Origin of the sequence: Bacillus sp. NPDC077027 (assembly GCF_050269555.1) — a bacterium.
Taxonomy (GTDB): Bacteria; Bacillota; Bacilli; order Bacillales; family Bacillaceae; genus Bacillus.
The window spans coordinates 188,361-214,561 of sequence record NZ_JBNNIO010000003.1; the positions used below are offsets into that span (position 1 = coordinate 188,361).

Annotated in this window: 23 protein-coding genes and 1 riboswitch; of the genes, 16 read left to right on the forward strand and 7 right to left on the reverse strand. The window is 40.1% G+C overall.

The window, feature by feature from the left end:
- The first annotated feature begins 114 nt into the window (after nt 1–114).
- The 3 genes from ACQKEZ_RS11385 to ACQKEZ_RS11395 all read left to right on the forward strand — a co-directional run bounded on the left by ACQKEZ_RS11385 (nt 115) and on the right by ACQKEZ_RS11395 (nt 2,135).
- A complete protein-coding gene (locus tag ACQKEZ_RS11385; protein WP_427300867.1) occupies nt 115–723 on the forward strand; it encodes a hypothetical protein in 609 nt (202 codons plus the stop codon).
- A 45-nt stretch (nt 724–768) separates the two neighbouring features.
- Complete coding sequence (locus ACQKEZ_RS11390) at nt 769–1,674, forward strand: fumarylacetoacetate hydrolase family protein (protein WP_427300869.1); 906 nt, start codon at nt 769–771, stop codon at nt 1,672–1,674.
- Between the two features lie 92 nt (nt 1,675–1,766).
- Nucleotides 1,767–2,135, forward strand: a complete 369-nt coding sequence (locus ACQKEZ_RS11395) for a YisL family protein (protein ID WP_427300871.1) — start codon at nt 1,767–1,769, stop codon at nt 2,133–2,135.
- Nucleotides 2,136–2,173: 38 nt separating this feature from the next.
- Here ACQKEZ_RS11395 and ACQKEZ_RS11400 read toward each other — a convergent pair whose 3' ends face one another.
- Nucleotides 2,174–2,704, reverse strand: coding sequence for a DUF2777 family protein (locus ACQKEZ_RS11400; protein ID WP_427300873.1), 531 nt, complete (start codon nt 2,702–2,704; stop codon nt 2,174–2,176).
- A 173-nt stretch (nt 2,705–2,877) separates the two neighbouring features.
- Here ACQKEZ_RS11400 and asnB point away from each other — a divergent pair, with 173 nt between their 5' ends.
- From asnB to ACQKEZ_RS11415, 3 genes are all read left to right on the forward strand, one after another.
- Nucleotides 2,878–4,719, forward strand: a complete 1,842-nt coding sequence (asnB, locus tag ACQKEZ_RS11405) for an asparagine synthase (glutamine-hydrolyzing) (protein ID WP_427301910.1) — start codon at nt 2,878–2,880, stop codon at nt 4,717–4,719.
- An 83-nt stretch (nt 4,720–4,802) separates the two neighbouring features.
- Nucleotides 4,803–5,027, forward strand: coding sequence for an NAD(P)-binding protein (locus tag ACQKEZ_RS11410; RefSeq protein WP_427300875.1), 225 nt, complete (start codon nt 4,803–4,805; stop codon nt 5,025–5,027).
- Between the two features lie 171 nt (nt 5,028–5,198).
- Nucleotides 5,199–6,038, forward strand: a complete 840-nt coding sequence (locus tag ACQKEZ_RS11415) for a phytoene/squalene synthase family protein (protein WP_427300877.1) — start codon at nt 5,199–5,201, stop codon at nt 6,036–6,038.
- A 78-nt stretch (nt 6,039–6,116) separates the two neighbouring features.
- On the opposite strand, the gene ACQKEZ_RS11420 is transcribed toward ACQKEZ_RS11415, so the two are convergent.
- The gene (locus ACQKEZ_RS11420) at nt 6,117–7,493 is read right to left on the reverse strand and encodes an MATE family efflux transporter (protein ID WP_427300879.1); all 1,377 of its coding nucleotides are present in this window, start codon (nt 7,491–7,493) and stop codon (nt 6,117–6,119) included.
- 114 nt (nt 7,494–7,607) lie between these two features.
- On the opposite strand from ACQKEZ_RS11420, the gene ACQKEZ_RS11425 reads away from it, so the two are divergent.
- The 4 genes from ACQKEZ_RS11425 to ACQKEZ_RS11440 all read left to right on the forward strand — a co-directional run bounded on the left by ACQKEZ_RS11425 (nt 7,608) and on the right by ACQKEZ_RS11440 (nt 9,796).
- Entirely contained in the window at nt 7,608–8,474 is an 867-nt protein-coding gene (locus ACQKEZ_RS11425) for an AraC family transcriptional regulator (protein WP_427300881.1), read from the forward strand.
- A 15-nt stretch (nt 8,475–8,489) separates the two neighbouring features.
- A complete protein-coding gene (locus tag ACQKEZ_RS11430; protein ID WP_427300883.1) occupies nt 8,490–9,041 on the forward strand; it encodes a GNAT family N-acetyltransferase in 552 nt (183 codons plus the stop codon).
- A 91-nt stretch (nt 9,042–9,132) separates the two neighbouring features.
- Nucleotides 9,133–9,399, forward strand: coding sequence for a hypothetical protein (locus ACQKEZ_RS11435; protein ID WP_427301912.1), 267 nt, complete (start codon nt 9,133–9,135; stop codon nt 9,397–9,399).
- Nucleotides 9,400–9,529: 130 nt separating this feature from the next.
- Nucleotides 9,530–9,796: a hypothetical protein gene (locus tag ACQKEZ_RS11440; protein WP_427300885.1), complete on the forward strand. Its 267-nt coding sequence runs from the start codon at nt 9,530–9,532 to the stop codon at nt 9,794–9,796.
- A 5-nt stretch (nt 9,797–9,801) separates the two neighbouring features.
- Here the strand turns inward: ACQKEZ_RS11440 and ACQKEZ_RS11445 are convergent, their stop codons facing one another.
- Entirely contained in the window at nt 9,802–10,335 is a 534-nt protein-coding gene (locus tag ACQKEZ_RS11445; protein ID WP_427300886.1) for a serine O-acetyltransferase, read from the reverse strand.
- A 395-nt stretch (nt 10,336–10,730) separates the two neighbouring features.
- Between ACQKEZ_RS11445 and ACQKEZ_RS11450 the strand changes: the two genes are divergently transcribed.
- Genes ACQKEZ_RS11450 through ACQKEZ_RS11475 form a run of 6 tightly spaced genes read left to right on the forward strand, consistent with a single transcriptional unit; the run spans nt 10,731 to nt 19,049 of the window.
- Nucleotides 10,731–12,080, forward strand: coding sequence for an aspartate aminotransferase family protein (locus ACQKEZ_RS11450; protein WP_427300888.1), 1,350 nt, complete (start codon nt 10,731–10,733; stop codon nt 12,078–12,080).
- Nucleotides 12,064–13,569 carry a pyridoxal phosphate-dependent decarboxylase family protein gene (locus ACQKEZ_RS11455; RefSeq protein ID WP_427300890.1) on the forward strand — a complete coding sequence of 502 codons (1,506 nt, stop codon included), beginning with the start codon at nt 12,064–12,066 and terminating at the stop codon, nt 13,567–13,569. Before ACQKEZ_RS11450 ends, ACQKEZ_RS11455 begins: the two co-directional genes overlap by 17 nt.
- Nucleotides 13,566–15,347, forward strand: a complete 1,782-nt coding sequence (locus tag ACQKEZ_RS11460; RefSeq protein ID WP_427300892.1) for an IucA/IucC family protein — start codon at nt 13,566–13,568, stop codon at nt 15,345–15,347. The genes ACQKEZ_RS11455 and ACQKEZ_RS11460 overlap by 4 nt, the downstream gene beginning before the upstream one ends.
- The gene (locus ACQKEZ_RS11465) at nt 15,344–15,898 is read left to right on the forward strand and encodes a GNAT family N-acetyltransferase (RefSeq protein WP_427300893.1); all 555 of its coding nucleotides are present in this window, start codon (nt 15,344–15,346) and stop codon (nt 15,896–15,898) included. The genes ACQKEZ_RS11460 and ACQKEZ_RS11465 overlap by 4 nt, the downstream gene beginning before the upstream one ends.
- Nucleotides 15,873–17,222 carry a lysine N(6)-hydroxylase/L-ornithine N(5)-oxygenase family protein gene (locus tag ACQKEZ_RS11470; protein ID WP_427300894.1) on the forward strand — a complete coding sequence of 450 codons (1,350 nt, stop codon included), beginning with the start codon at nt 15,873–15,875 and terminating at the stop codon, nt 17,220–17,222. Before ACQKEZ_RS11465 ends, ACQKEZ_RS11470 begins: the two co-directional genes overlap by 26 nt.
- 12 nt (nt 17,223–17,234) lie before the next feature.
- Nucleotides 17,235–19,049: an IucA/IucC family protein gene (locus tag ACQKEZ_RS11475; protein WP_427300895.1), complete on the forward strand. Its 1,815-nt coding sequence runs from the start codon at nt 17,235–17,237 to the stop codon at nt 19,047–19,049.
- Between the two features lie 65 nt (nt 19,050–19,114).
- Here the strand turns inward: ACQKEZ_RS11475 and ACQKEZ_RS11480 are convergent, their stop codons facing one another.
- From ACQKEZ_RS11480 to ACQKEZ_RS11495, 4 genes are all read right to left on the reverse strand, one after another.
- Nucleotides 19,115–19,975, reverse strand: coding sequence for a GNAT family N-acetyltransferase (locus tag ACQKEZ_RS11480; protein WP_427300896.1), 861 nt, complete (start codon nt 19,973–19,975; stop codon nt 19,115–19,117).
- 173 nt (nt 19,976–20,148) lie between these two features.
- Nucleotides 20,149–23,577, reverse strand: coding sequence for a methionine synthase (metH, locus tag ACQKEZ_RS11485; protein WP_427300897.1), 3,429 nt, complete (start codon nt 23,575–23,577; stop codon nt 20,149–20,151).
- The gene (locus ACQKEZ_RS11490) at nt 23,561–25,399 is read right to left on the reverse strand and encodes a bifunctional homocysteine S-methyltransferase/methylenetetrahydrofolate reductase (RefSeq protein WP_427301913.1); all 1,839 of its coding nucleotides are present in this window, start codon (nt 25,397–25,399) and stop codon (nt 23,561–23,563) included. Before ACQKEZ_RS11490 ends, metH begins: the two co-directional genes overlap by 17 nt.
- 77 nt (nt 25,400–25,476) lie before the next feature.
- A riboswitch (SAM riboswitch) is annotated at nt 25,477–25,592 on the reverse strand.
- A gap of 80 nt (nt 25,593–25,672) precedes the next feature.
- Nucleotides 25,673–26,164, reverse strand: coding sequence for a YajQ family cyclic di-GMP-binding protein (locus tag ACQKEZ_RS11495; protein WP_427300898.1), 492 nt, complete (start codon nt 26,162–26,164; stop codon nt 25,673–25,675).
- Nucleotides 26,165–26,201: the final 37 nt, after the last annotated feature.

Sequence of the window (26,201 nt, forward strand, 5' to 3'; positions counted from 1 at the left end):
TTTTGTCCAAGTACAGATAGGGGAGGGATTTATACGTGGGAACATTTGATCATGCACATATTAATCATGCGGTTCAATCGTTGAGAAGCGAAGGACGCGATCAACATCTGGATCGTGAACCAATATCTAAACGTTCACACAAGTCAACTAAGCGTTCAGAACGATCTCATCGTTCTAAGCGATCTTACCAGCGCCGTCATTGGTTCTTTGGTGGAGGCCGCTGTCATCAATCTCGTAAAAGTAGAAAGAGTTACAGAACCCACCGTTCAAAAAAGAGTCGTCGCTCAAAGAAAAGTGTTCACAGTAAAAAGCCATATAAGAGTAAGCGCTCGAAAGATCACAAAAAAAGCTACAAATCTAAACGATCACGAAAAAGCTACAAATCTAAACGATCACCAAAGAGCTACAAATCCAAGCGATCACGAAAAAGCTACAAATCCAAGCGATCACCAAAGAGCTACAAATCTAAACGATCACGAAAAAGCTACAAATCTAAACGATCTCATCGCCGCAAAAGAAGTTATCCATGTAAAGGCTGTGGAAAAAGAAAGCACCATCCAAGAAGCAAAAGAAATGTGCATCGTAAGTGGGATCAAGGTAACATGTGGGAATACCGTCGCTACAAATAATAAAAATCACATCTGCAGGTTGTCGATTTTTGAAACCCTTTTTAAAAGAGAGTATGATAAAAAAGGGTTTTTTTATTGTGTAGAGAAGTTATGAAGTGACATCTGTTATGTTGTAAAACTGAGATTGTGAGGGGAAGACATGAAGTTTTTTACTGGTGAGATTAATAATCGTCTTTTTACAGGGGTTGTTATTGATGATGAAAGAGTCATGGACTTAAAAAGAGCAGAGGCTAAATTATTTGAACTAGAAACCCTGCCAGATTCTTTGTCTGACTGTGTCAAAATAGGGGACAAGTTTGTTGATCATGTGAAGCAGCTTTTAGATTGGGCTGAAAAAAAGGAAGAGGATCGTGGTTTTTACATTTATCCATTGTCAGATGTCAAGCTCCATGCGCCTATTCCAAAACCTATTAAAAATGTGATGTGTGTCGGAAAGAACTACAAAGACCATGTCATGGAGATGGGAAGTGCAGCTGATATTCCTGAAAATGTCATGATCTTTACTAAAGCACCGACTTCTGTGATTGGTCATGAGGCTGATATTGAATTGCATGCAGGTGTGACGAATGAACTTGATTATGAAGGAGAGCTTGCAGTCGTTATTGGCAAGACAGCAAAAAATATTCAGCCTGAAGAAGTAAAGGATCACCTCTTTGGGTACACCATTATAAATGATATCACGGCGAGGGATTTACAGAAAAAACATAAACAATTTTTTATTGCGAAAAGCTTAGATACATCGTGTCCGATGGGGCCTTATCTTGTTCATAAATCCCAAATTGAAAATCATGATGCTCTGCATGTTGAGACGAAAATAAATGGAGAAATTCGACAATCTGCTGGAACGGATTTGATGATCTTTTCCATTGAAGAAATTGTGTCTACCCTGTCTAAAGGGATGACATTAGAGGCAGGGGATATCATTGCAACTGGAACGCCATCTGGGGTTGGCAAAGGCTTTGAACCACCTAAGTTTTTAAAATCTGGGGATCAAATTGATGTAACCATCGAGCCAATTGGTACGTTATCCAATCGAGTGAAATAAAGCATTTTTGACACAGGATTGTTGCTTTGTGTTCGACTTATTTCGTGGTACGATGATGTAGGTACTTGTTCTGATAAAGGGGGAAATGACTGATGGGTACACATTTACATATTACAGCATGGGTTCTAGGTCTTATTTTGTTTTTTGTTGCCCTTGCACTGACGGGTAAAAATGAAAAAGGTGCGAAAATTGTACATATGATCGTTCGCCTTTTTTACTTGCTTATCATTGCAACTGGTGCTGAGCTGTATGTTCGAACTGGAATGAAGATTCCAGGCTTTCAAGGCGAATATATGGGCAAAATGCTACTAGGTATTATTGTCATCGGATTGATGGAAATGGTGCTCGTTCGTAAGAAGAAAGGGAAATCAATTGTCGGCGTCTTGATTGGTTTTGTTGTGGTCGCTGTTGTGACCATTCTTCTCGGACTGCGCTTACCGATCGGGTTTCATATTTTTTAAAAAGAAAAGGCATCGCTTCATTGTGCGATGCCTTTTCTTTATGATTTTTCCTGAAAAATAGAGACATGGCGTTTTCCATCTGCTGTTGTCCATTCAAAGCGTGCAGTGCCTGATGAGCGATCAATATGATATTGAAGCGCACCATTTGCCTCATCTGTTGAAAACTGAAAAAAAGATACGCCTTTATTCACATTTTGCATTTGGTTAAAATAAGAAAAGATGCAATCATAAACCGAAAAGCCAAAGCTCTCTAATTGAATGATCACTTCATTGAATACATCCTCATTTAAAGTTAAAAGCAAGTCGAGTAAGCCTTTAGGAACCGAGCGGGCATATTGAATGGTCTCTCCACCTTGAACATCTATGAAACGACCATTTTCTTGCAAAATTGTGGTGCCATTTAACTCACCTTTTGTCCATCCATCTTCCTCTTGTAAATAAATCATCTGGTTTGGCAAACTTTCTATCATCATCACATCGCCTGTCTGATCCTCAATGAGACAATGTCCATCTTCAAGCAGCAAATATCCAAGACTCCATTTTCGTTTCCCATCTTCCAGTTGCTTCATCCTGTTCTCCATTTGCTATACACTTCTCCTTTCGTTTCTTCATTTTTCTTTCCAAAAAAAGCTTGTCCTATACCAAGTCAAAAAAGGACAAATCAACTATCGCGCTTGCGATGCATAAACTAAGAAAGGCTGAATGAGAACACCTGATGAAAAACGGATGGGAGCTGATGATGATGTGTGGAATTACAGGCTGGGCAGACTTTAAAAAGCAGCTCATCCAACAGGATCATGTGATAAACCAAATGACAGATACATTATCTAAAAGAGGGCCGGATGATACGAATATATGGAAAAGTGAACATGTCCTGTTTGGACATAAGCGGTTGTCTGTCGTTGATTTAGTAGGCGGCAAGCAGCCAATGACGTATACACATAAAAACCATTCCTACACAGTTGTATACAATGGTGAACTTTACAATACAGAGGATATACGGAAGGAACTGCTGACAAGAGGTCACCGTTTTTTGGGGCACTCAGATACAGAGGTTCTCCTTCACGCATATGCGGAGTGGAAGGAAGAATGTGTCACCCATTTTAACGGTATTTTTGCGTTTGTGATTTGGGACGGTGAGCGCGACTTATTGTTTGCAGGAAGAGACCGATTAGGTGTCAAACCATTTTTTTATACTGAGCGGAATAGTTCCTTTTTATTTGGTTCAGAAATCAAAGCATTGCTTGCCCATCCAGACATAAAGGCAAAGGTTGATGGGGAGGGACTGTCAGAAATTTTCGGTTTAGGACCTTCAAGAACGCCAGGCCAAGGGGTATTTAAAGGAGTCAAAGAACTAAGACCTGCCCATGCACTTACCTTTTCTAAATCGGGGTTACGTGTATGGAGATATTGGAATGTGCAAAGCAAAGAGCACTCTGATTCTCTAGAGGACACAGTTCACAATGTTAGGCATTTATTTACGGATGCGGTCACACGTCAACTTGTGTCTGATGTGCCTGTTTGTACGTTTTTATCAGGTGGGGTAGATTCTAGTGCCATTACTGCGATTAGTGCCAAGCATTTTGAGCAAATTGGTAAAGCACCACTTCATACGTATTCCATTGATTATGAAGAAAATGACCAATTCTTTGAGGCGAGCCATTTTCAACCGAATAGTGATGGACCTTGGATTGAAAAAATGACAAATGCATTTGGCACTCATCATCACAGATGTGTGATTGGTCAGGAGGAGCTTGCTGCTTATTTAAAAGAAGCTGTAGAAGTTCGAGATTTGCCGGGGATGGCTGATATAGATTCTTCTTTATTATGGTTCTGCCGTGAAATTAAAAGGGAATTTGTCGTCGGCTTATCGGGAGAATGTGCGGATGAAATATTTGGTGGATATCCTTGGTTTCATACGGCAAATGAAACAAATGGGTTTCCATGGATGAGGTCAACCGAGGAGCGCATTGGGCTCCTACAAGATACTTGGCAAAAAAAGCTAAAACTCAAGGAGTACGTTCAATCCAAATATGAGGAAACGGTGGCAGAAACACCTCTTTTAGATGGAGAAACGGGTGTAGATAAAGCCCGAAGAGAGCTTTTTTACTTAAATATAATTTGGTTTATGACAACATTGCTTGATCGTAAGGATAGAATGAGTATGGGGGCGAGTCTTGAGGTTCGTGTCCCATTTGCTGATCATCGGTTAGTTGAATATGTTTGGAACATACCGTGGGAAATGAAAATGTATGGTAATCGGGAAAAAGGGGTTTTACGAAAAGCATTAGAGGGAATTTTACCGGAAGAAGTGCTTTATCGTAAGAAAAGCCCATATCCAAAAACACATCACCCAGCATATACACAGGTGGTGAAGCAAATGCTCACTGAATGTCTTTACAAAAAAGATTCAGTGCTTCATGAATTCCTTGACCCAAGCCAACTTCAGCAACTGATTGATTCTGAAGGTGCTTCTTTTCAAGTACCTTGGTACGGACAATTAATGAAAGGCCCACAGCTAATTGCCCATTTGGCACAAATTCATCATTGGTTTGAAACATATCGGATTGATATAGAAGTGTAGCAAAGGGTCGGTTTTCTTAAGTAGATTGGAAAACCGACTTTTTTAATACTTAAGATGACAGGACTTGCAACAGCAATAATGAATTGAAGGATTGCTGGCTTGTTGGCGAAGGATTTGGTGGTATGATTTCCGCACTCTATTTAAAAAAAGCGGGTCATGATGTGACATTGATGGAGAAGAGCAACAAGCTGGGGGAAAGACTTGCTTTTGTTAGGGAGAAAGGCTATAAAATAGATGAAGGATCGACGATTCTCCTACTTCCTGATATGCTAAAGGGCGTTTTACATGACGTCGGAATTGATATATGAGGCTGAACCTTCTGAAACTAGACCCGCTATACTCCATATATACAAAGTATACGGATCTTGATCGTCAGCTTCAGGAAATCAGGCGAGTGTTTCCAAAAGAAGATGAGGGGTATTTTGAAATTCATGAATGACATGACATTTCTTTGAGTGAACGAAAGGAAGTGAAGATGAGTGATTGATGTACAAACCGCGTTCATAGCATGTGAGGATATAATTAAGGATCATTCAAAAACATTTTATCGTGCGTTTTTCATGCTACCGAAAAAGAAAAGGCAGGCTGTTTGGGCAGTATATTCTTTTTGCAGAAGAGCGGATGATATTGTAGATGAAATCGCCACTTCAAAGGAAGAGTTGGCATCCTTATCGGATGCATTTGAACGCTTTTTAAAAGGTGAGGTGGATTGCCATGATCCGATGTGGGTGGCACTTGAACATACATTTCAAGAATTCAAGATGAATGAGACGCCATTTCGTGAGTTTTTGAAAGGACAAGAAATGGATTTAGAACATAAGCGATATGAAACGCTAGACGAGCTATTGATGTATTCATATCATGTGGCGAGCACAGTTGGATTGATGCTGTTACCGATCATAGCACCTCGAAAAATCGAACGTTTAAGAGAGGCAACGATGTCTCTTGGCATTGCGATACAACTGACAAATATTTTGCGTGATGTTGGAGAGGATGCCGCCAAAAGAGGTCGCATTTATTTGCCAAAACAGGTTCTCAATCAATTTGGTTATACAGAACAAGATCTGTATGAAGCGAAAATCAATCAGGCTTTTATACATGTATGGGAGTATATGGCGTTTGAGGCAGAGGCGTACTATGAGGAATTTTTTGATCATGTACATGAGTTTCCACTTTATTCACGTACCTCTGTCAAAGCAGTCGCTCATTTTTATAAAGCCATTTTAGATAAAGTAAGAACAAACGGATATGACGTATTTAAAGAAAGACAATTGATAACAAAAAAAGAGGAAGCACTTATTTTAGAGGAAATGAAGTAATCATTGTATGTTATGACATGAAAAGACTGTAGACAAACCGCTAAAATTAAAGGTTCGTCTACAGTCTTTTTTGTTCTTTTAGGAAGAAGTAAGCCGGTTTGTAACCCAAACTCTTGAACGCCAACGTCTGTACATAAAAACGCCTCTGACCCATTCATCAACGATAAAGGAAATCCAGACGCCGATTAACCCTAGCTCATATTGAACGCCAAGTATATAAGCAATCGGAAGCCCGATGCCCCACATAGAAATGATTGCCATATAGACAGGAAACTTCGCATCACCAGCAGCTCTTAAAGAATTGATAATAACCATATTAAACGAGCGACCAGGTTCTAAGATAATGGTCAAGAGTAATAAAACACTGGCTATTTGAATAATCTCTGCATTACTTGTAAAAAGAGCAAGAATATGTGTCGATGATAAAGATAATGCACATGATGAGAGAAGCGAGATGGCGATTGCCCAATATAAGCTGTTCATACATCTACGATACGCATCGTCGAATTCTTTCGCACCAATATGACGACCGATTAAAATTTGTGTACCCTGACTGATCGCAGCGCCAAACAGCATAATGAACATCATGATATTTTGTGTGTACACTTTCGCCGCAAGTGCCTGCGTTCCCATAAATGTGATCAAGTACGTAATGATCATTTGAGCCCCATTGTAGGATAACTGCTCACCAGCTGAAGGAATGCCAATTTTTAATAGCTTTTGCAAATGTGCTTTTTGGATATGAAACATTCGTTTTAGAGACAACGTAAGTCCGATTCTTTTCCTGACAATGAAGATCATCGCAATTAGCCCTATTAGACGTGCAAATGATGTCGACAGGGCCACCCCTGTAACGCCCAATACAGGAAATCCAAATGGGCCAAAAATGACAAAATAATTGCCTATCACATTTAAAACATTCATACCAATAGTGACATACATTGTTTCTTTCGTATAACCGTAACTTTTTAAAATCGCACTATACGTCATAATGAGTGCTTGGATAAATGAGAGCAGTCCAACTATTTGTAAAAAGACGGTAGCATCAGGCATCAGTTCAGAGGATAGCCCCATCATATGTAAGATAGGAACAGCAAACAGAAACATCAGGATACTAATAACAAAACTGATCAAGAAATTCGTTCCTAGAGAAACATAAGCGACTTCAACAGCTTCTTTTTGTCGATTGGCACCAAGGAACTGTGCAATGACGATGGTCGTACCAGTTGTAATAAAACTAAACATCACAATCAGTAAATTCAATAGTTGATTGCTGACACCGACTGCGGCAACACTATTGTCGGAGTATTGGCTCAGCATAAGTGTATCTGCGCTCCCCATCAACATATAGAGAGAAATTTCAATAAAAATGGGCCAAGTCAAAGCGAACAATGAGGGGTGTTTGCTTTGTTTTTTCGGTTGTACCTTCTTTAAATTAAGTGAATGTTGTTTCATAGAACAGCCCCCTTTTAGCATAAATCCGATTTATAGTGTACCTTGCATCGACTATAATAAGAAGAGATGAACACGAAACTTATTGGAAAAATACGACTTCATAAGGGGACGAATATGAGTCAATATATTACGTTTACTGTACCACCGTTTCCGATCTATATCGCATCTGGAGAAGGCATGTTTCGTCAAGGGGATAGGCACATATCTCGAACATTCACTGTATTTGACTTTCTATATGTACAAAAGGGGGAGCTATTTATTACAGAGAATGATGTGCCATATCATGTGAAAGAAGGAGAGTACGTTATTCTTTCACCGGGTTTACCTCATTATGGCCACCGTGCCTCAAGTGAAAAGGCGCATTACGAATGGCTTCATTTTATGATTGAGACATTTGATTGGACAGACCGAGCAAGGGATCATTGGTTTGATCTAAAACAAAATCAAGCCACTTTTGAAAAGCCAGCACGATATGAATTCAGTCTGCCACGAAAAGGAAGGGTGAAAAGTAGATCCATTATTGAAAAACAACTTTCCGTCATGAGAGCACTATCTGATGATACATCAGAACTGCCACTCAGAAAGCAGCTACAGTTTGAAGAGCTACTCATCCAGTTGCAAAAGGAAGCATTTCATATTCCGAGTGCGAAGGAAGCTGTTGCTTCGGAAGTCGTCCGGTGGATAGAGCACCATTTTACTGACAAGCTTCAGATGGAACAACTATCAGAAGTCTTGCATTATCATCCTGATTACATCACACGTTGCATGCAGACGGTGTATGGATTGACGCCAAATCAATATGCCAACAGATTAAAAATAGAAAAGGCCAAACGTCTTCTTACCTCAACAAATGAAAAAATGGCCACCATATCTGAACAAATCGGAATAGACGATCCAACATATTTTTCAAAGCTATTTAAACAAACAGAAGGAATGACCCCCATTCAATATCGCAATCTCGCAAGGAGAACATCAAGATGAAGGAGTGTGAACCAATTGATATTGAAAGGAAATCGAGTGGTCGTTCGATCATTGGATGAACAAGATATTGAGAATGTGTGGCATATGAAATTTAAAGCTGACGATCAATCCTATAGGAAATGGAATGCGCCTTATTTCCATGAACATGAAATCCCACTTGCCCCGTTTAAAAAAAGATACATGGAAGACGTATCTGTACCGCCTAAGCTTGCCGCCATTGAGATTCAAGGTGAAGTAAAAGGAACCGTCTCTTGTTATTGGGAGAATGAACGAACACACTGGCTTGAATGTGGGATTATTATCTATGATTCTAGCTTTTGGAGTGGTGGTTTTGGTACAGAAGCCTTATCACTATGGGTTGATTATTTATTTCATCAGATTGACATCCCTCGTATCGGTCTTACCACTTGGTCAGGCAACAAAAGAATGATGCGCTGTGCCGAAAAGTGTGGATTTACATTAGAAGGTAGATTGCGAAAGGTGCGCTACTACCAAGAGAAATATTATGACTCTATGCGCTATGGGATATTAAGAGAAGAATGGGTATCCATCAAACAGAAAGTATGACTAGAATTAGTGTTATGACTTGGTGAAAGCAGTATTGACGGGTGATCAGACATTATGTATTGTGATAGGGAATGAGAGAGGAAGTGCCATTGTGAAATTGATCACAGGTTGGTTTGTTTCAATATTAGTAGCTGTTTATGTTTTTGTCGATGCACCAAAACATCAAAAGAACAAGTGGCTGTGGGCAATACTTGGTTTACTGTTTGGACTATTTACATTAGGGATTTACTTAATCAAAACAGGGCGTAAAGGGTTTGGTTGGACGGTGTTGGTTATATCTATTCTTATTTATTTAGTCCTCATTACGATTTTTATTTTATATTTTCTGTTATTGGTGTGGGGCTATTCAAATCAATAATAGCGGTTGAAAGAGAGGATGAGGTCATTTCCTCTCTCGAACTAGGTGTAAAGATAGACTTTCTACAAGTGTTGACAAAAATAAAGGTATTAAGTACTATTACTGATAATATGAGGAAGGAAGTGGAGGTATGGAGTATTTTGGTGGTGGATGGTTTGTCTCCATCACAGTGGCGATATTCTTATATATTGATGCACCTAAACATAAAAAGGAAAAATGGCTCTGGGCAATTCTTGGATTGATTTTTGGATTGCTCGCATTAGGTGTTTACCTCATTAAGACAAATAGAAAAGGTATAGGATGGTTAATCATCATCTTTTCAACTATTGTTTATGTCATTTTAATATTATTGATTCTCGTTGGCATTGCTACTTTTTATGTGTCCACACGTACATAAGTCCTTCATATGAAGGGCTTGTTTTTTATTTTCCTCGCAGGAATCCCAGCAATCACAATATTCTCCTCTGTAAATGATTGATTCACAACCGCATTGGCACCAATAGAAATGCCATTTGCAATCTCAATTTTTCCGAAGAGTTTGGCTCCTGGTCCAATCCACACATCATCTCCAATGAGCGGTACATCATCAGGACCGTGATTTTGGCCAATGTTCACACCTTGGTGAATATCACAATTTGCTCCAACTCTAGCATTTCTATTCACGACAAGTAGTCCATAATGGTTGATTCTCAATCCTGGGCCAAACACTCGGATAGGAATATCAAATCCAAGCTTCAGTCCTTTCTTTTTATGTAAAAATTGATAGTAAAACTTAAGTAAGGTCGAGTTTATGTTGGCATAATATTCATACTTTCGCAGACAAATTTGGTACTTCCAAATGTCGTCACCAAAAAATTTAGGGCGCTTATGTGAGATTCCTAGTGCTTTTTTATCCTGTTTTAAATAGTCATGCAAATCATCTTTCGTTCTAATCATCCCTTCACCTGCTTTTTCTCAATTTTTAGTTAAATTATACCATTTTTACTTCTTATATCAAGGTGATTTTATGCTTAGTCTTTTGTATTTCTATTTGAAATTTATACTTTAAAACATTGCATTTTAATTGTATATGTTGTGAAAAACACTTCTTTAGAACAAAAGATCCAGGAAATTCTATTTATGAAATTTTGTTCTCACAAGACAGAACAGAGCGAATTCCCTCTGTTTAAACAGAAAAACCTCGAAACTTATCAATCTTCCTCATAAAAAAGACTATTTGTTTAATTGAGCTATTAGAATCATCTTTTTGAAATCAATTGACTTAAATACCTTAAATCCAATAGGCTTATAATTGAAAATGATAATCTTTATCAATTGGAGGAGTGTTTTATATGTCCATCAAAACCGTTTCTAAAAATCAGCAGTTTTTAGAGCAGCAAAACCAAAGAGAGTCTAACGCACGGTCTTATCCGAGACGGTTCCCATTAGCGATGCAAAAAGCAGAAGGAATGATTGTGACGGATGCAGATGGTAGAGAATTTTATGACTGCCTTGCTGGAGCTGGAACGCTTGCACTAGGTCATAATCATCCTGTTGTCATTGAAGCAATTGAACAGATGCTTCATGAGAAGAGACCTTTACATACATTGGACATTACCTCAGAAATAAAAGAAGAATTTGTAAATGAGATTTTTTCTAGCTTGCCAGAAGAGTTTGCAAAAAGAGCAAAAATTCAATTTTGCGGCCCAACTGGTGGAGATGCGATAGAAGCAGCGATCAAATTAGTCAAAACAGCAACGGGCAAACGATCCATTCTCTCATTCCATGGTGCATATCATGGAGCCACTCATGGCACAATGGCTCTTAGTGGGAATTTATCTCCGAAAGAGCATGTACAAGGGCTTATTCCAGACGTACATTTTCTTCCATATCCATATGAATATCGTTGCCCATTTGGGATTGGTGGGAAAGATTCGCACCGCATTTCAAGTTCATATATTGAGAGAATCTTAAATGATCCAGAAAGTGGAATTCTTCCACCGGCAGCTATGATATTTGAGGCTGTTCAAGGTGAGGGGGGCTCAATCCCAGCATCTGTCGATTGGATTCGTGAAATGAGAAGAATTACGAAAGAAAAAGGCATTCCATTAATCATAGATGAGGTGCAATCGGGTATCGGACGTACTGGAAAAATGTTTGCCTTTGAACATGCTGGAATTGTTCCAGATGTCATTGTTTTATCTAAAGCAATTGGTGGCAGTCTGCCACTCTCAGTTGTGATTTATGACAAGGATTTAGATAAATGGAATCCAGGCGCGCACATCGGGACATTCAGAGGGAATCAAATGGCAATGGCAGCTGGCACAGCCACTTTAAAATATATCAAAGAAACAAACCTGCTTGATCAAGTCGAGAAGCTAGGAACGAGCATGCAAAACAGTCTAAAAGAAATTCAGAAAGATGTACCTGAATTAGGTGACGTACGTGGCAGAGGATTGATGATTGGTGTTGAAATCGTTAACCCTCAGGAAAGACAGGATGTTGATGGAAGTTATCCCGCATATCCGGAACTTGCAAGCCGCATCCAGAAAAACTGCTTTGATAAAGGCCTAATTGTTGAAACAGGAGGCCGCTTCGGCAGTGTAGTTCGTTTCTTGCCACCACTTATTATGACAGAAAAGCAGCTTGAACAAGTTATTGCGATATTTAAAGAGGCGGTACACGATGCAATCAAACAATAATTTGGCAGATTCATTGTTCATGAATCAAAGTAAACAAGGGATAGAAGCCTTTCAAGTAGCAATTCAAGCATCTGCTAAAAGTTTGCTAGATGAATGGGCGCAAGAAAAAGGGCCGTACAGTGGAATATTGCCTGGGAAATTAGCTGATGCAACTGATGCATTGTTTCAATTTCAACTAAAGGGAGAGCCTATTGAGGATGTATTTGATGATGTGAAAGAGCATCTTTTACCGAACCTAATCCATGTCTCTCATCCTAAATGTTTGGCGCATCTCCATTGTCCACCACTTATACCAGCGCTTGCGGGTGAGGTGATCATCAGTTCATTTAACCAATCAATGGATTCATTCGATCAAAGTGGCATTGCTTCTTTGATCGAGGAGCGAATCCTTAAATGGTTATGTGAGAAATTCGGTTATGAAGAAATGGCTGACGGCACCTTTACGAGTGGAGGAACTCAATCAAACTATATGGGGCTTCTACTTGCTAGAGATTATTTTTGTGAACAAATATGGAATTGGAACGTGCAAAAACAGGGTCTTCCTCCTGAGGCAAATCGGATGCGTATTTTATGCTCAGAGAATGCCCACTTTACTGTGAAAAAATCTGCTTCTCAGCTTGGATTAGGTGAAGATGCAGTTGTTTTGGTAGAAACAGATCAGAATCAGCGTATGAATACAAATGGATTAAAGCGAAAAGTAGATGAGCTAAAGGAAGCAGGATTATTGCCATTTGCAATCGTTGCCACCTGTGGAACGACTGATTTTGGCAGTATTGATCCAGTCAAAGAGATTTATGCGATTGCACATAAGCACGATATATGGGTTCATGCAGATGCAGCATATGGTGGGGCGCTTGTACTAAGTAATGCCTATCGTCATAAACTTGATGGCATAGAACTAGCTGATTCGATGACAGTTGATTTTCACAAACAGTTTTATCAGCCAATTAGCTGTGGTGCATTTTTATTGAAAGACAAGAGACATTTCCGTTTTATAAACTATCATGCCGATTATTTAAATCCAAAGGAAGACGAATTGGATGGCATTCTCCACCTTGTCAATAAGTCAGTGCAAACGACTCGAAGGTTTGATGCGTTGAAATTGCTATTATCCTTACGAGTCATAGGTGAACAAGGATTTAGTGAAATCATTGATCATACCATTCGTTTTGCTAAAGAAGTCGCAGCAGTGATTGAACAGAACACACACTTAGAAATCATCAATAGAGATCCAGAGATCAATGCAGTTGTATTTCGGTTTGCGGGTATTGATGGTACAGAGCATGGGAATGAAGTGAATAAGCATATTCATCGTACATTGTTCCAGACAGGCTCAGCGGTGATCGCCAAAACGGTCGTAAGTGGGAAAACATGTTTGAAATTTACAATCTTGAATCCGAGAACAACGATGGCACATATTGAAGAAATCCTTTCTGACATAGTTGATATCGGGATCGCTCATATTCAATCCGGGAGGGTACTAAGTTGAGTCAATTTAAACAAATGGCTGAAAATGCAACAATGCAAAGTTTCTTAAACTGCTATTTGCGTGAAACGGGCGCTGATAAAGAAGCAAAAAGAGAAAAAGGAGCAGATGGGACATTTGTATTCATCGCGGCGTTAAAGCATCAGGGACTTGAGCTTGTGATTCCGATTCGCTACTGGTCAGTAACAGGTCGTCACATCTTTGCATTTCCAGTTTTGTTTCGCCCACAAAACAGTAGTACAGAAGGGACAATACTAGATTATACAACGCTTGTGGCCCTTTGCGCGAAGGAGCTTCTTATTGAATATGGCCGTACGGATGCTGAGGATGAATTTATGCTACGCATCATTTTAAGCTGCCGTAACATTGAACGTTTTATTAGAGAAAGAAGGGCGGATAGCGAAGCACTATCGAGTGCTGATTTCGACTATATTGAGGCAGAGCAGTCCCTTTTACTAGGTCACTTAACTCACCCTACGCCAAAAAGCAGACAAGGAATGTCAGAGAAGGAGGAAGCTGATTATTCTCCGGAGCTAAAAGGAGAATTCAAGCTTCATTACTTTAAGGCACATCACTCTATCGTTTTACAGGATTCTTCGGAAACAAAGTCAGCTTCCAACATTATGTTGGAAGAATTAAAACGACAAATGCCAGAAAAGGAAGCACAGCTTCAACAGTTAACGGAGGGGGGAGAATTTGTCCTTATTCCCATTCATCCTCTTCAAGTGAAAGTCGTGATGGAGAAGGATTTTGTCAAAGAACATATCAAAAATGGCAAGTTGACATATCTTGGTGAACTCGGAACACATTACACCGCAACTTCTTCATTTAGAACCATTTACCAAAAAGAGGCAGCATACATGCTGAAGTTTTCAGTGCCTGTCAAAATCACAAATTCACTGAGAGTGAATAAGCAAAAGGAACTCGATCGTGGTGTGGAGATGTCACGGATTTTGCAAAGTGAGTTAGGTCTTTCTTTAAACGAAAGGTTTCCTAGTTTCAAAGTTATTGAAGATCCAGCATATCTTTCGATTCAAGGAGAAGAGGCTGAATCAGGCTTTGAAGTGGTGATTCGTCAAAATCCATTCTTACACAATGAAAAAGGTGCTAGTTTAATTGCTGGACTATGTCAAGATCATGCGTTTGGGGAAAAATCCCGACTTTCTGGGATCATTCATGCCATTTCTGAAAAAGAAGGCAGATCAACGAAAGTTGTCAGCAGAGATTGGTTTAAGCAATATTTGGATATTTCTTTAAAGCCAATGTTATGGCTGTTTGAAACGTATGGTCTCGCCCTTGAAGCACATCAGCAAAATGCCGTTGTACAGTTAAAAGACGGATATCCAGAGACATTTTATTACAGAGATAATCAAGGCTACTATTACAGTGAATCTAAAAAAGAAAAGCTTGCAGCCCTTGTTCAAAATCTAAGTGTCAGAAGTGAAACGATCTGTTCAGATGACGTGGCTGTTGAAAGACTTCGTTACTATTTCTTTTTCAATCATCTTTTCGGTTTGGTGAATGGCTTTGGTACAGCTAGATTAGTAGAAGAAGAGGTGCTGCTTGAACTGATGAGAGACACACTGCTTGAGCATGAGAAACAATATGGTAGATCTGAGCTGACTGATAGCCTGCTCCGTTCAAAAGAACTTCCGTCTAAAGCCAATTTATTAACAAGGTTTGAAGACATGGACGAGCTCACAGGGTCTCTTGAAACACAGTCACGCTATACATCTGTTCTCAATCCGTTATTTTTGCATAAGGAGGCGCTTATCGGGTGAGGCATCGTATTGAATTCATTCGCGCTGAATACGATAGAGACGTTCGGCTTGTCCACAAGTGGATGCAGGAGGATTATGTTCATCCGTTTTGGAACTTGAATATCCCTTTTTCGCAATTTGAAAAGCATTTTTATAAGGCTATTCATGACCCTCATCAAACCCTTTATTTAGGTACGATTGATGGGAAGCCGATGAGCTACTTTGAGGCTTACAATGTCAAAGGCGATGTCATCGAAAAGTATTATGAATCAGCTCCGCATGATCAAGGCATTCATTTATTAATTGGAGAGCCTACTTATGTAGGGAAAGGTCTTGCGGGACCTTTGCTTCGCGAGATGACAAATTTCCAATTTCAACAAAATAAACAAACTAAAAAAATTGTCGCTGAGCCTGATATTCGCAATGAAAAAATGATTCATGTGTTTGAAACTTGTGGCTTTGAGCGAGTCAAATCAGTGAAGCTACCAGATAAAACAGGTCTATTGATGTTTTGTGATCGAGAACGTTTTGAAAGGAAGTATAACCATGACACGGTTGAACAAGCAAAATGAAGTAGTGGACGTAATTGGCATCGGGATCGGCCCGTTTAATCTTGGATTAGCCGCTTTATCAGAGGAAGTGGATGAAATAGAGGCCTTATTTTTTGAAAGAAGCGAGGCCTTTCATTGGCATCCAGGAATGCTAATCGAGGGAACCACACTTCAAGTGCCTTTTTTAGCTGACCTTGTTAGCATGGCAGATGTGAAGAGTAAATATAGTTTTTTGAACTATTTACAGGAGCAAAATCGATTGTACTCCTTTTACTTTCTCGAAAATTTCCATATCCCTCGTAAGGAATACAGTCATTATTGCCGCTGGGTAGCCGAGCAATTAGATTCATGCCGCTTTGGCAAGAATGTTGAATCTGTATCCTTATTGGAAGAGGGAGATCAGAAGGTATATGAGGTGCAGGTAAGAAATGTCCAGGATCAATCACTTGAGCTGTATTACAGTAAACACTTGGTCCTAGGAATCGGTACACAGCCTGCGGTACCAGCATCTCTTCAACCGGCATTAGGGGAGCGCGTGTTTCATTCCTCAGACTATTTAAAACGAAAAGAGGCAGGATTCTTTAAAGGGAAATCAGTGACAGTCATTGGATCTGGACAAAGTGCAGCAGAGGTTTTTTACGATATTTTATCTGATGACGAAGCGCAGGACATTCACTGGTTTACTCGTTCGAAAGGCTTCTTTCCGATGGAATATTCGAACCTTGGCCTAGAATACTTTTCTCCAGATTATATTGACTTCTTTTACGGACTGCCACAAGGGAAAAAGGATGAGCTATTAAAGCAACAGGATCTGCTGTACAAGGGAATTAGTACAGCGATGATTCAAGATATTTATCATTTGCTTTATGAACGTTCTGCATGTGGGGCGGATTTGAATACTGAGCTACAAGCAATGACAGAGGTAAATGTCATTGAAGAAACAAAAGAAGGTCTTGTGCTTGCCTGCTCACAATGGGTCAAAGACGAGCCTTTTACACATGAAACGGATATTGTTATTTTAGCGACCGGCTATCAATCTGTTTTGCCGTCATTTATTGATCCAATCTCTCACCATATTCAATGGGATGATAAAGGTCGGTTCCAAATTGAACGCGAATATCGATTAAAAACCACTACAATTGGTGAAAATGATGTGTTTGTTCAAAATGGTGAGCTTCATACACATGGTGTTGGTGCACCAGACTTAGGACTCGGCGCATATCGAAGCTCTGTGATTATCAATGAACTGACTGGAAAAACAATCTACCCACTTTATGATAAGCACGTCTTCCAAACATTTGGCACTCGCAAGAAGGCACACACATTTGAGAAAATCAAAGGTTAAGGAGGATGAGCGATGATTGTTCAAGAGGAACTAAAAAAAGCGGTGAATCCATCCGCTTGGAAAAAAGCCAATCAGAAAATGGTGGCAAAAATGCTGTCCGAGTATATGTACGAGGACATGCTTCATCCAATAAAATTAGACAGCGGATCTGGCATTGAACAATATGAATTGATCATCAATGACGAAAAAAAATACCGCTATCTTACCAAACCGCGTTTGTTTGATAGCTATGATACTGTGGTTGAATCCATTGAATACTTTGATAATGGAGAGTGGAAAAAGGATGTAAGTGCAATTGTTTTTCTACTTGATATCCAACCACTTATTCCAATGTCTTCTGAAACGACAGGACATTTAATCAAGGAGCTTCATCATACACTTTTAGCAGATGTTCATTTGCTATCAAAAAAAGCACTTACGTCAGAAGAGCTAACAGATACTGACTACGCTTGGATTGAAGGGGAAATGACTGGGCATCCTTGGATTGTCTATAACAAAGGTCGAATTGGTTTTAGCTATGATGATTATCTCGCCTTTGCACCTGAAAGGCAGGAAAGTGTTCAACTCTTATGGATCGCTGTTCATAGAGACCTTGCCACATTCCATACGGTTCCGCATGAAAGCTATGAGGCGATCATTCAAAAAGAGCTAGATGAAGTAACCATCCGTCAGTTTCAGCGTGTATTAAAGGATGAAGACTTGAATCTAGAGGGTTATTACATGATGCCTGTTCATCAATGGCAATGGACACACATGATTATTCAACATTTTCCAGAAGAGCTTGCGATGCGCCGTATTGTGTTCCTTGGCACAGGGCTAGATCAATATGTGCCGCAACAGTCGATTAGAACCTTTACAAATATCTCAAATAAAGGCAAGCATCATATTAAATTACCAATGAGTATCTTAAACACACTTGTTTATAGAGGGCTTCCTTCTGAACGGACGGTCATTGCACCGCGAATTACAGAGCATATTAAAGGTATTGCTGATCGCGACCCATTTTTATCGGAGGTATGTCGCGTCATTTTACCTGGTGAGAATGCTAGTTTAAATGTAGACCACCCATACTATAGCAAGCTCACAGGTGCACCTTATCAGTACCTTGAAATGCTTGGTGTTATTTTTAGAGAGAGCATTTATACGTATTTAGATGAAGGGGAGGCACCTGTCACACTAGCCGCACTTACGTATGAAGATCAAGGTGGGGAACCGTATGTAAAGAAGCTGATTGAGAAATCAGGTCTAACACCTGAGGAATGGATGAAAACGTTCTTCCGTGTTGTCATGCCACCATTGTTACATTTTATGTACCAGTACGGAACCGTTTTTTCTCCGCATGGACAAAATACGATACTTGTTTTAAAGGATCACAAACCACATCGTTTGGCAATAAAGGATTTTGTAGATGATGTGAATATTAGTGATCAGCCGTTTCCAGAGCTTTCATCACTTGATGAGGATTTAAAGTTAGTCCTTCGAAGTGAACCGCCTGAAGGGCTTGTTCAATTTATATTCACAGGTCTTTTCATTTGTAACTTGCGGTATGTTTCAAATGTTTTAGAAAATCATAAATTATTAAATGAAACGAAATTGTGGCGCCTGCTCGCAGAAGAGATTCAACACTATCAACAGCAATTTCCTGAACTAAAGGAGCGTTTTGATTTGTTCGATCTTTTCAAACCTGAACTGACAAAACTCTGTTTAAATCGTAACCGAATGATAGATTATGGTTATGGTGATGGAGATGATAGACCACATGCTTCAGAATATGGAAAGGTGACAAATGCGCTTGCACAGGTCTTGTCGTCGGTGAATGAAAGGTAAAAGCACCCACCATTATAGAAAGAACAGACTGTAGACAACATGTGTCTACAGTCTGTTTGAGTTCTTTAGGCAAAGGCCTGTGATGCAAGGAAATAAAGTAGATTTTCGTTGTTTCGTTTTTCATTTCCTCTTAGCATCATAAAGTGCGAGATACTTGTTTTCACAAAGCCTGCTGCTAAAAGTGTATCATGCAATAGATTGGCAGTATGCTCATGCATATCAAGACGAACAGCGCCAGAAAATGAAGAAATCATCGTGTGGACGAGTGCCAGAGCTGTCTGTTTGTTTTTCGCAGTAAGCGGACCGATGATTAAATTAGCAGGTGTCTCAATGCCAAGACCGAAGCCTATAGTTTCCTGAGTGTTTTCTTTGGCGATCTTTGCAAAGGTTGCCCTGTCTATTCGACTTTTTAAAAAAGAAGAACGGTTTGCACCGACGCTTTGTTGATCGATGGCAACAATCGCTGAGAACTCGTTTTCATGATAAGGAGATACATGAATCCGTTCAGCTTGTTCTATCGCTGAGGGGATTGGTTGCTGTGATTGATATGTATGAATATGGCTTACTGTTTGAAAACCGAGCTTTTCATAGACAGGCTGTCCTAATGCTGTGGCAGTCAGGACAACTGGGCAGTGTTGATCACTTTGCTCAAGCAAGGTTTCAATCATTTTTCTAGCTAATCCAAGACCTCGATACGTTTCAGAAACAATCACGGCACCGATGGATGCCATCTGATCATATTGAAAAAGCCCTGCACATGCAATGACCTGTCCTTTTGCAGTTTTGAAGCCAGTAAATTGCCCATTAGATAAGAGAAAAGTTAGTTCGGCAGTACTGTAGTCTGGCCATTGTACCTCTTTGGACAATGTCAACAAATCGGGAATATCGTCGAGTGTTAATGTCGTTTGCATTACGTTCGTCATCATGGAGCAACTCCTTAGCAGATGTGTCATTGAAATGGACCTATCCTCATCGTAACATAAGTAAGATGGAGAAGATGAGGTTGTCTTATTCAGTTTAGAATGAAAAAAGTTGCTTTTAACTAATAGACAAGTCATACGAAAAACAAGGACCTCCGTTCACACGGAGGTCCTAGCACTTAATGAACATTAAAATAACGAGCTTCAGGGTGTGAAACGACGATAGCAGAGACGGAGGCTTCGGGTTCCATCATCCACCCATCCGTTAAATGGATGCCAATGTTCTCAGGCTGAAGGAGTCGAAAGAGTTTTTCCTGATCTTCAAGGTCTGGACAGGCAGGATATCCAAAGGAGTAGCGCTGACCTTGGTATTTCGCTTGAAATCGTTGTTCCATTGTAAAATCAACTGGATCGGGGAAGCCCCATTTATCACGAATCATTTGATGAGTCTGCTCAGCTAATCCTTCAGCAAGCTCAAGTGCCAATGCTTGTACAGCATGCATTTTTAAATAATCACCCTCAAGCTTAAACTGATGGGCCACCTCTCTAATACGGGCTCCGGCCGTTACGGCAAAAAAGGCCACATAGTCTTTTTCCTTTTGATCATCCCTACGTACATAATCTGAAATACAGCGATAAGGAAGTTTTTCTTGTCTTGGGAAATGAAACGTTTCGAGAATTGTCTCAGGCACTTCAGGGTGATAAATATGAAGATCATTGCCATTTGCAGAAGCAGGGAAAAATTGATAGACAAGTGATGGCTCAAACCAGCCTTTTTCTCTTCCTTCCTTCAATAAATTAGTCACAAGCTGTTTTAGCTCTAATGCTTTTGGGTGTTTCTCAGCCAACAATTTCTTTACTTTCCCTTTTAAGCCGAGGTGATGGCCGATGAGCATTTGCTCATTCACATAGGGAGAAATATTGTTTAAATCAATATTTCGCACGTAATGTCGTTTTGTATTTTCAGGAGTGAAAATAGGTGCTTGTACTAAATTAGCTCGCTTTTCAAGTAACTCGATGACCGCTTGATGTTGTTTTTTCTCCTTCACAATGACTGATGTATGCTGCTCCTCTTGTTTTTTTACTTGAAATTGTTCGGGGGCAGTTCTTAATTCATTTGCAAGTGCGAGACCGTCCATTGCATCCTTTGCATAAAGAACGGGGCCTTTATAGTTAGGCGAGATCTTTGTGTTAGTAAACTTACGGGAGAGTGCTGCGCCACCAACCATCATTGGAACAGATATGTTTGCTTCCTGTAAATCCTGTGCAGTGATGACCATTTGTTGTGCAGATTTAACAAGTAGCCCGGATAAACCGATCATATCAGGTTTTTCTTTGCGTACAGCTTCAATTAAGGTTTGAGGTGTTACTTTGATCCCGAGATCAACCACTTGATAGCCGTTATTACTTAAAATAATATCAACAAGATTTTTACCAATATCGTGCACATCGCCTTTTACAGTGGCTAAAATGATTTTCCCCTTACCGCTTGCATTCTTCTTCTCCATATATTGTTCTAAGTAGGTGACGGATGCCTTCATGACCTCTGCTGATTGAAGAACTTCAGCTACGATTAATTCATTGTGATTAAAAAGTCTACCAACCTCAGCCATGCCTGCCATAAGAGGCCCGTTAATGATTTCGAGAGGTGTATCAAACTTCTGAAGAGCAAGTGAGAGATCATCAATCAAGCCTTCTTTTGTACCTTCAATGACATACGCTGATAAACGTTCTTCAAGAGATAATGATACCTTTGGTTTCTTCTCTGTTTTCTTTTTGCCACGATAAAATTGTGTGAATGTCGCAAGAGTCTGGTCATTTGTATCATATAGCAGTTCTTCTGCGAGCGTGATCTCTTCCTTAGGAATCAATGCGAATCGTTCTAGTTTCTCTGTGTTCACAATAGCGTAATCAAGACCCGCCTGGACGCAGTGGTATAGAAAGACGGCATTTAATATTTCACGTCCAACAGGAGGCAAGCCAAAGGAGACATTACTAACGCCGAGAATGGTTAAACACGCAGGCAGTCTTTCTTTAATAAGACGGATTCCCTTCATTGTTTCCTCAGCAGAGCCGATATATTGTTCATCTCCTGTACCTACTGGGAAGACGAGTGGATCAAAGATGATATCACTTGCAGGAATACCATATTTCTTCGTTAAAAGATCATGTGAGCGGATTGCGATTTCGAGTTTTCGCTCTGCTGATACAGCCATACCTATTTCATCAATTGTCCCAACGACGACTGCGCCGCCGTATAATTTAACAAGAGGTAGAATTTCTTCAAAACGCTCCTCGCCATCCTCTAGGTTAATGGAGTTAATAATGGCTTTGCCCTGTGAATAGGTGAGCGCTTTTTCAATCACATCTTTATCAGTTGAATCAATGACAAAAGGTGCTTTTACCTTTTTCATCGCTTCCTTTAAAAAGCCTTCCATATCGGAAATTTCATCACGGTCAGGGTCTGCTAAACAAATATCTACGACATGTGCTCCATTTTTAACTTGAGCACGCGCAATTTCTGAGGCTTCTTCAAATTTTTGCTCTGCAATGAGTCGCTTGAATTTTTTAGATCCAATGACATTGGTTCGCTCACCAACAAAAAGCGGGCGCATCGAATCTTCATAGATGAGTGCATCAATTCCAGATACAGTATGAGGAGCGGGTTCGTTTGAAAGGCTTCTTGGTTTCAGCGTTTGAACTTCGTCATATAGTGCCTTGATATGTGCAGGGGTTGTACCGCAACAGCCACCAACAATATTCAGCCAGCCCTGCTCTGCAAATGCACCTATTTTTCTCGCTAGGGAAGAAGGGGATTCATGATATTGCCCTTCTTCATCGGGAAGCCCTGCATTCGGATAACAGCTAACAGCCGATTTCGCAAGAGATGACAGTGTACGGATATGGTCTGTCATAAATTCTGGACCTGTCGCACAGTTCAATCCCACACTAATCGGCTTCATATGCTCAAGAGAGATATAAAAGGCCTCAATATCTTGCCCTGCAAGTGTTGTACCCATCGGTTCAATTGTGCCAGAAACCATGAGCGGTAATTCGATTCCTGTCGCTTCAAATGCTTCTTGAATCCCTTTAAAGCCAGCCTTAACGTTCAGCATGTCTTGGCTTGTTTCAAGAAGAAGGAGGTCACATTTGCCGTCAATGAGCGCGCGTGCTTGCTCTTCGTAATTGGCAACAAGCTCTTCAAAGGTTGTTCCACCTGTCACAGATAACGTTTTTGTTGTTGGTCCCATTGCACCGACAACAAAACGTGGCCATTCTGGTGTAGAAAAGCGATCCGCCTCAGCCTTTGCTAGCTGTGCGGATTGATAATTGAGCTCATAGGCAAGGTGACCAAGACCGTATTCATCAAGGACGAGTTTAGTCGCGCCGAATGTATTCGTTTCAATGAGGTCGGCATGTGCTTCTAAATAATCTCGGTGAATGTTTGTAATGACGTGAGGGGCTGTCATGGTCAGGTACTCATTACAGCCGTCATATTCTTCTCCGCCGAAGTCGTCTGCTGTCAGATGAGCACTTTGGATCATCGTTCCCATTGCACCATCAAGTATAAGGATTCGCTTCTGCAGTTGTTCAGTGATAGTTGACATGTGGTTGCTCCTTTTCTTTCTGGTGAATATAAGTTGTCAGTTCAGCCGTCAAATCTGAACGAAGGAATGGTGTAATTAAGTAAATACCGTGAAACAGTTCGCACGCTGTATCAAGTAAGGAACGAGCGATCGCAAGCCCTTCTTCTCGCTGTTTGACTTTGTCGTCACCAGCCTGAGCCATAATTTCGCGAATCGAATCAGATAGCTTAATACCTGGAATTTCATGGTGGATAAATTCAGCATTACGGCTGCTCGTAAGTGGCATGATGCCGATATAAATTGGTTTGGTGAGATGACGCGTTTCTTCATGAATCTTCACAAGCTGCTCCTCTGAATAAACAGGCTGTGAAATGAAATAATCTGCCCCATACTCAATTTTTCGTTCTAGTCGTTTAACTGCTTTGTCCACGTGACGAATGTTTGGGTTAAAAGCGCCAGCAACTGAAAAATTGGTCTTTTTCCCTAACGGTTTTCCTGAGAACGAAAGCCCTTCATTGAATTGTTTAATTAAGCGGATTAAGTCAAAGGAAGTTAAATCATAGACAGATGTTGCCCCAGGGAAGTCGCCAATTTTTGATGGATCACCTGTAATTGCTAGAATATCCGTTAATCCAAGTGTATCTAGCCCCATTAAATGAGACTGAAGCCCAATTAAATTCCGATCTCGACATGTAATATGGACAAGTGATCTCATATCTAATTGTTGTTTAAGTAACGCACCGCAGGCAACATTACTAATCCGTGGTGTAGCTAGTGAATTATCAGCAAGTGTCAGTGCATCAATTCCTGCATTTTTCAACTCTTTTGCAGCGACAAGAAATTTGTCAAAATTCAGTTTTTTAGGTGGATCAAGCTCTACAATAATCGAACGCCTTTGAGTTGCGAGCTCATCAAGTCCTGGCTCTGTACGCTGATCCTGCACAGTGATGATTTCCTCTTTTAAGACTTTTACCTCTTTTTCAGTGATCGGTGCTAGATCTTTGACCGCTTCTGCCATTGCTCGAATATGCTGTGGTGTTGTACCGCAACAACCACCAATAATTCTAGCCCCTTGATTTCTAAATTCAAGCGCACTCTTTCTAAAGTAATCATTATCTGTATCATAGACAAGGCGTCCTTCTTCAAGTGAAGGAAGACTGCTATTTGGATAGACTGATAAATGAGTGTCTTTTAAAAGTGGGACACTTTCAAGCGCTTCGATCATATGATATGGGCCAAGCCTACAGTTGATGCCAACCACATCCGCTCCAAGGGAAGAAAGAGCTTCAAGTCCATCACTTAGCGGGGTTCCATCCTGAAGCACGCCTTGCTCATGCATGGAAACGTTCATTACTAGTGGCAAGTTCGTTTCCTTTCGTGCAATTTCTAGGACTGCCTTTGCTTCTTCAAGGTCATAGTAGGTTTCAAGCAGAAGTCCGTCCGGTTTTTCATTTAATAAGAGATATAGCTGCTCTCTAAAATTTCTTTTAATTTCATCAAGTGAATACGCATTTTTGTTAAATGTCCGAATACCGCCGATTGTTCCTAGGACATATGCAGAGCCTGCCGCTTCACGAGCAATTTGAACAGCCTTCGCATTAATACGCTTCGTTTCTTCTTCTAAACCATAACGAGATAGTTTAATAAAGTTGGCTCCATATGTGTTGGTTTGAATAATATCAGCACCTGCTTGCACATACGCTTCGTGGACACGTTTCACATCCTCTTCTTTTGACAAATTTAATTCTTCAAAACATCGGTCAATGCCATAAGAATATAGGAGTGTTCCCATTGCACCATCTGCAATCAACACTTTTTTCTGCAAATCATCTAACAGCCCCATCATATTCCTCCTTTATTTCTATGTAACAAAAAAAGCCTTCTTATAAGAAGAAGACTTTGTTATTATCGTAGCTCTTCTTCTTATCTTCCAAGCAGTCGCTTGCTGGATTTAGCACCTTGGTCATAGAATTTGTTCTACTTCACCGGTTGCTGAGGCTTCACAGGGCCAGTCCCTCTGCCTCTCTTGATAAGAAAGTAATATTGGATTTTCAAATAGTGAACTTTCATCTACTTTATCGGAAAAATGGGGATTAATCAATGGGAAATTTGAAATTTATCGAAAATTTATAAATTGGACATCTATAGGCAAATCAGCTTTGCGAATGAGTGAGATGATTTCTTGAAGATCATCTTTGTTTTTGCCTATTACTCGTACTTGATCATCTTGAACCTGGGATTTCACTTTAATCCCTGATTGTTTAATTAACAAATTGATCTTTTTTGCATTGTCTTTGTCTATGCCACTGATCAGCTTTCCGCGTTGGCGAACAGTTCCGCCTAATGCATGTTCCTTTTTTCCGTAGTCGATATTTTTTGTTGGCACATTTCGTTTAATCAGCTTCGAGACGAGTACATCCTTCAACTGTTCCATCTTAAAATCGTCGTCAGATACGAGAACGAGCTCTTCTTTCTCTAATGAGATATCACTTTTACTTCCTTTAAAATCATAGCGGGTTTTAATTTCTTTTAATGCCGCTTGAATGGCGTTTTGTACCTCTGGTAGTTCGACCTTAGATACGATATCAAAAGAACTTTCTTTTGCCATGGCATATGACCTCCATCAATCAGATATTGCGTCTATC

Coding starts and splice junctions, on each gene's coding strand:
- ACQKEZ_RS11390 (WP_427300869.1), top strand. CDS start 769: ATGAAGTTTTTTACTGGTGAGATTAATAATCGTCTTTTTACAGGGGTT.
- ACQKEZ_RS11395 (WP_427300871.1), top strand. CDS start 1,767: ATGGGTACACATTTACATATTACAGCATGGGTTCTAGGTCTTATTTTG.
- ACQKEZ_RS11400 (WP_427300873.1), bottom strand. CDS start 2,704: ATGAAGCAACTGGAAGATGGGAAACGAAAATGGAGTCTTGGATATTTG.
- asnB (WP_427301910.1), top strand. CDS start 2,878: ATGTGTGGAATTACAGGCTGGGCAGACTTTAAAAAGCAGCTCATCCAA.
- ACQKEZ_RS11420 (WP_427300879.1), bottom strand. CDS start 7,493: ATGAAACAACATTCACTTAATTTAAAGAAGGTACAACCGAAAAAACAA.
- ACQKEZ_RS11425 (WP_427300881.1), top strand. CDS start 7,608: ATGAGTCAATATATTACGTTTACTGTACCACCGTTTCCGATCTATATC.
- ACQKEZ_RS11440 (WP_427300885.1), top strand. CDS start 9,530: ATGGAGTATTTTGGTGGTGGATGGTTTGTCTCCATCACAGTGGCGATA.
- ACQKEZ_RS11445 (WP_427300886.1), bottom strand. CDS start 10,335: ATGATTAGAACGAAAGATGATTTGCATGACTATTTAAAACAGGATAAA.
- ACQKEZ_RS11450 (WP_427300888.1), top strand. CDS start 10,731: ATGTCCATCAAAACCGTTTCTAAAAATCAGCAGTTTTTAGAGCAGCAA.
- ACQKEZ_RS11455 (WP_427300890.1), top strand. CDS start 12,064: ATGCAATCAAACAATAATTTGGCAGATTCATTGTTCATGAATCAAAGT.
- ACQKEZ_RS11470 (WP_427300894.1), top strand. CDS start 15,873: ATGACACGGTTGAACAAGCAAAATGAAGTAGTGGACGTAATTGGCATC.
- ACQKEZ_RS11475 (WP_427300895.1), top strand. CDS start 17,235: ATGATTGTTCAAGAGGAACTAAAAAAAGCGGTGAATCCATCCGCTTGG.
- ACQKEZ_RS11480 (WP_427300896.1), bottom strand. CDS start 19,975: ATGATGACGAACGTAATGCAAACGACATTAACACTCGACGATATTCCC.
- metH (WP_427300897.1), bottom strand. CDS start 23,577: ATGTCAACTATCACTGAACAACTGCAGAAGCGAATCCTTATACTTGAT.
- ACQKEZ_RS11490 (WP_427301913.1), bottom strand. CDS start 25,399: ATGGGGCTGTTAGATGATTTGCAGAAAAAAGTGTTGATTGCAGATGGT.
- ACQKEZ_RS11495 (WP_427300898.1), bottom strand. CDS start 26,164: ATGGCAAAAGAAAGTTCTTTTGATATCGTATCTAAGGTCGAACTACCA.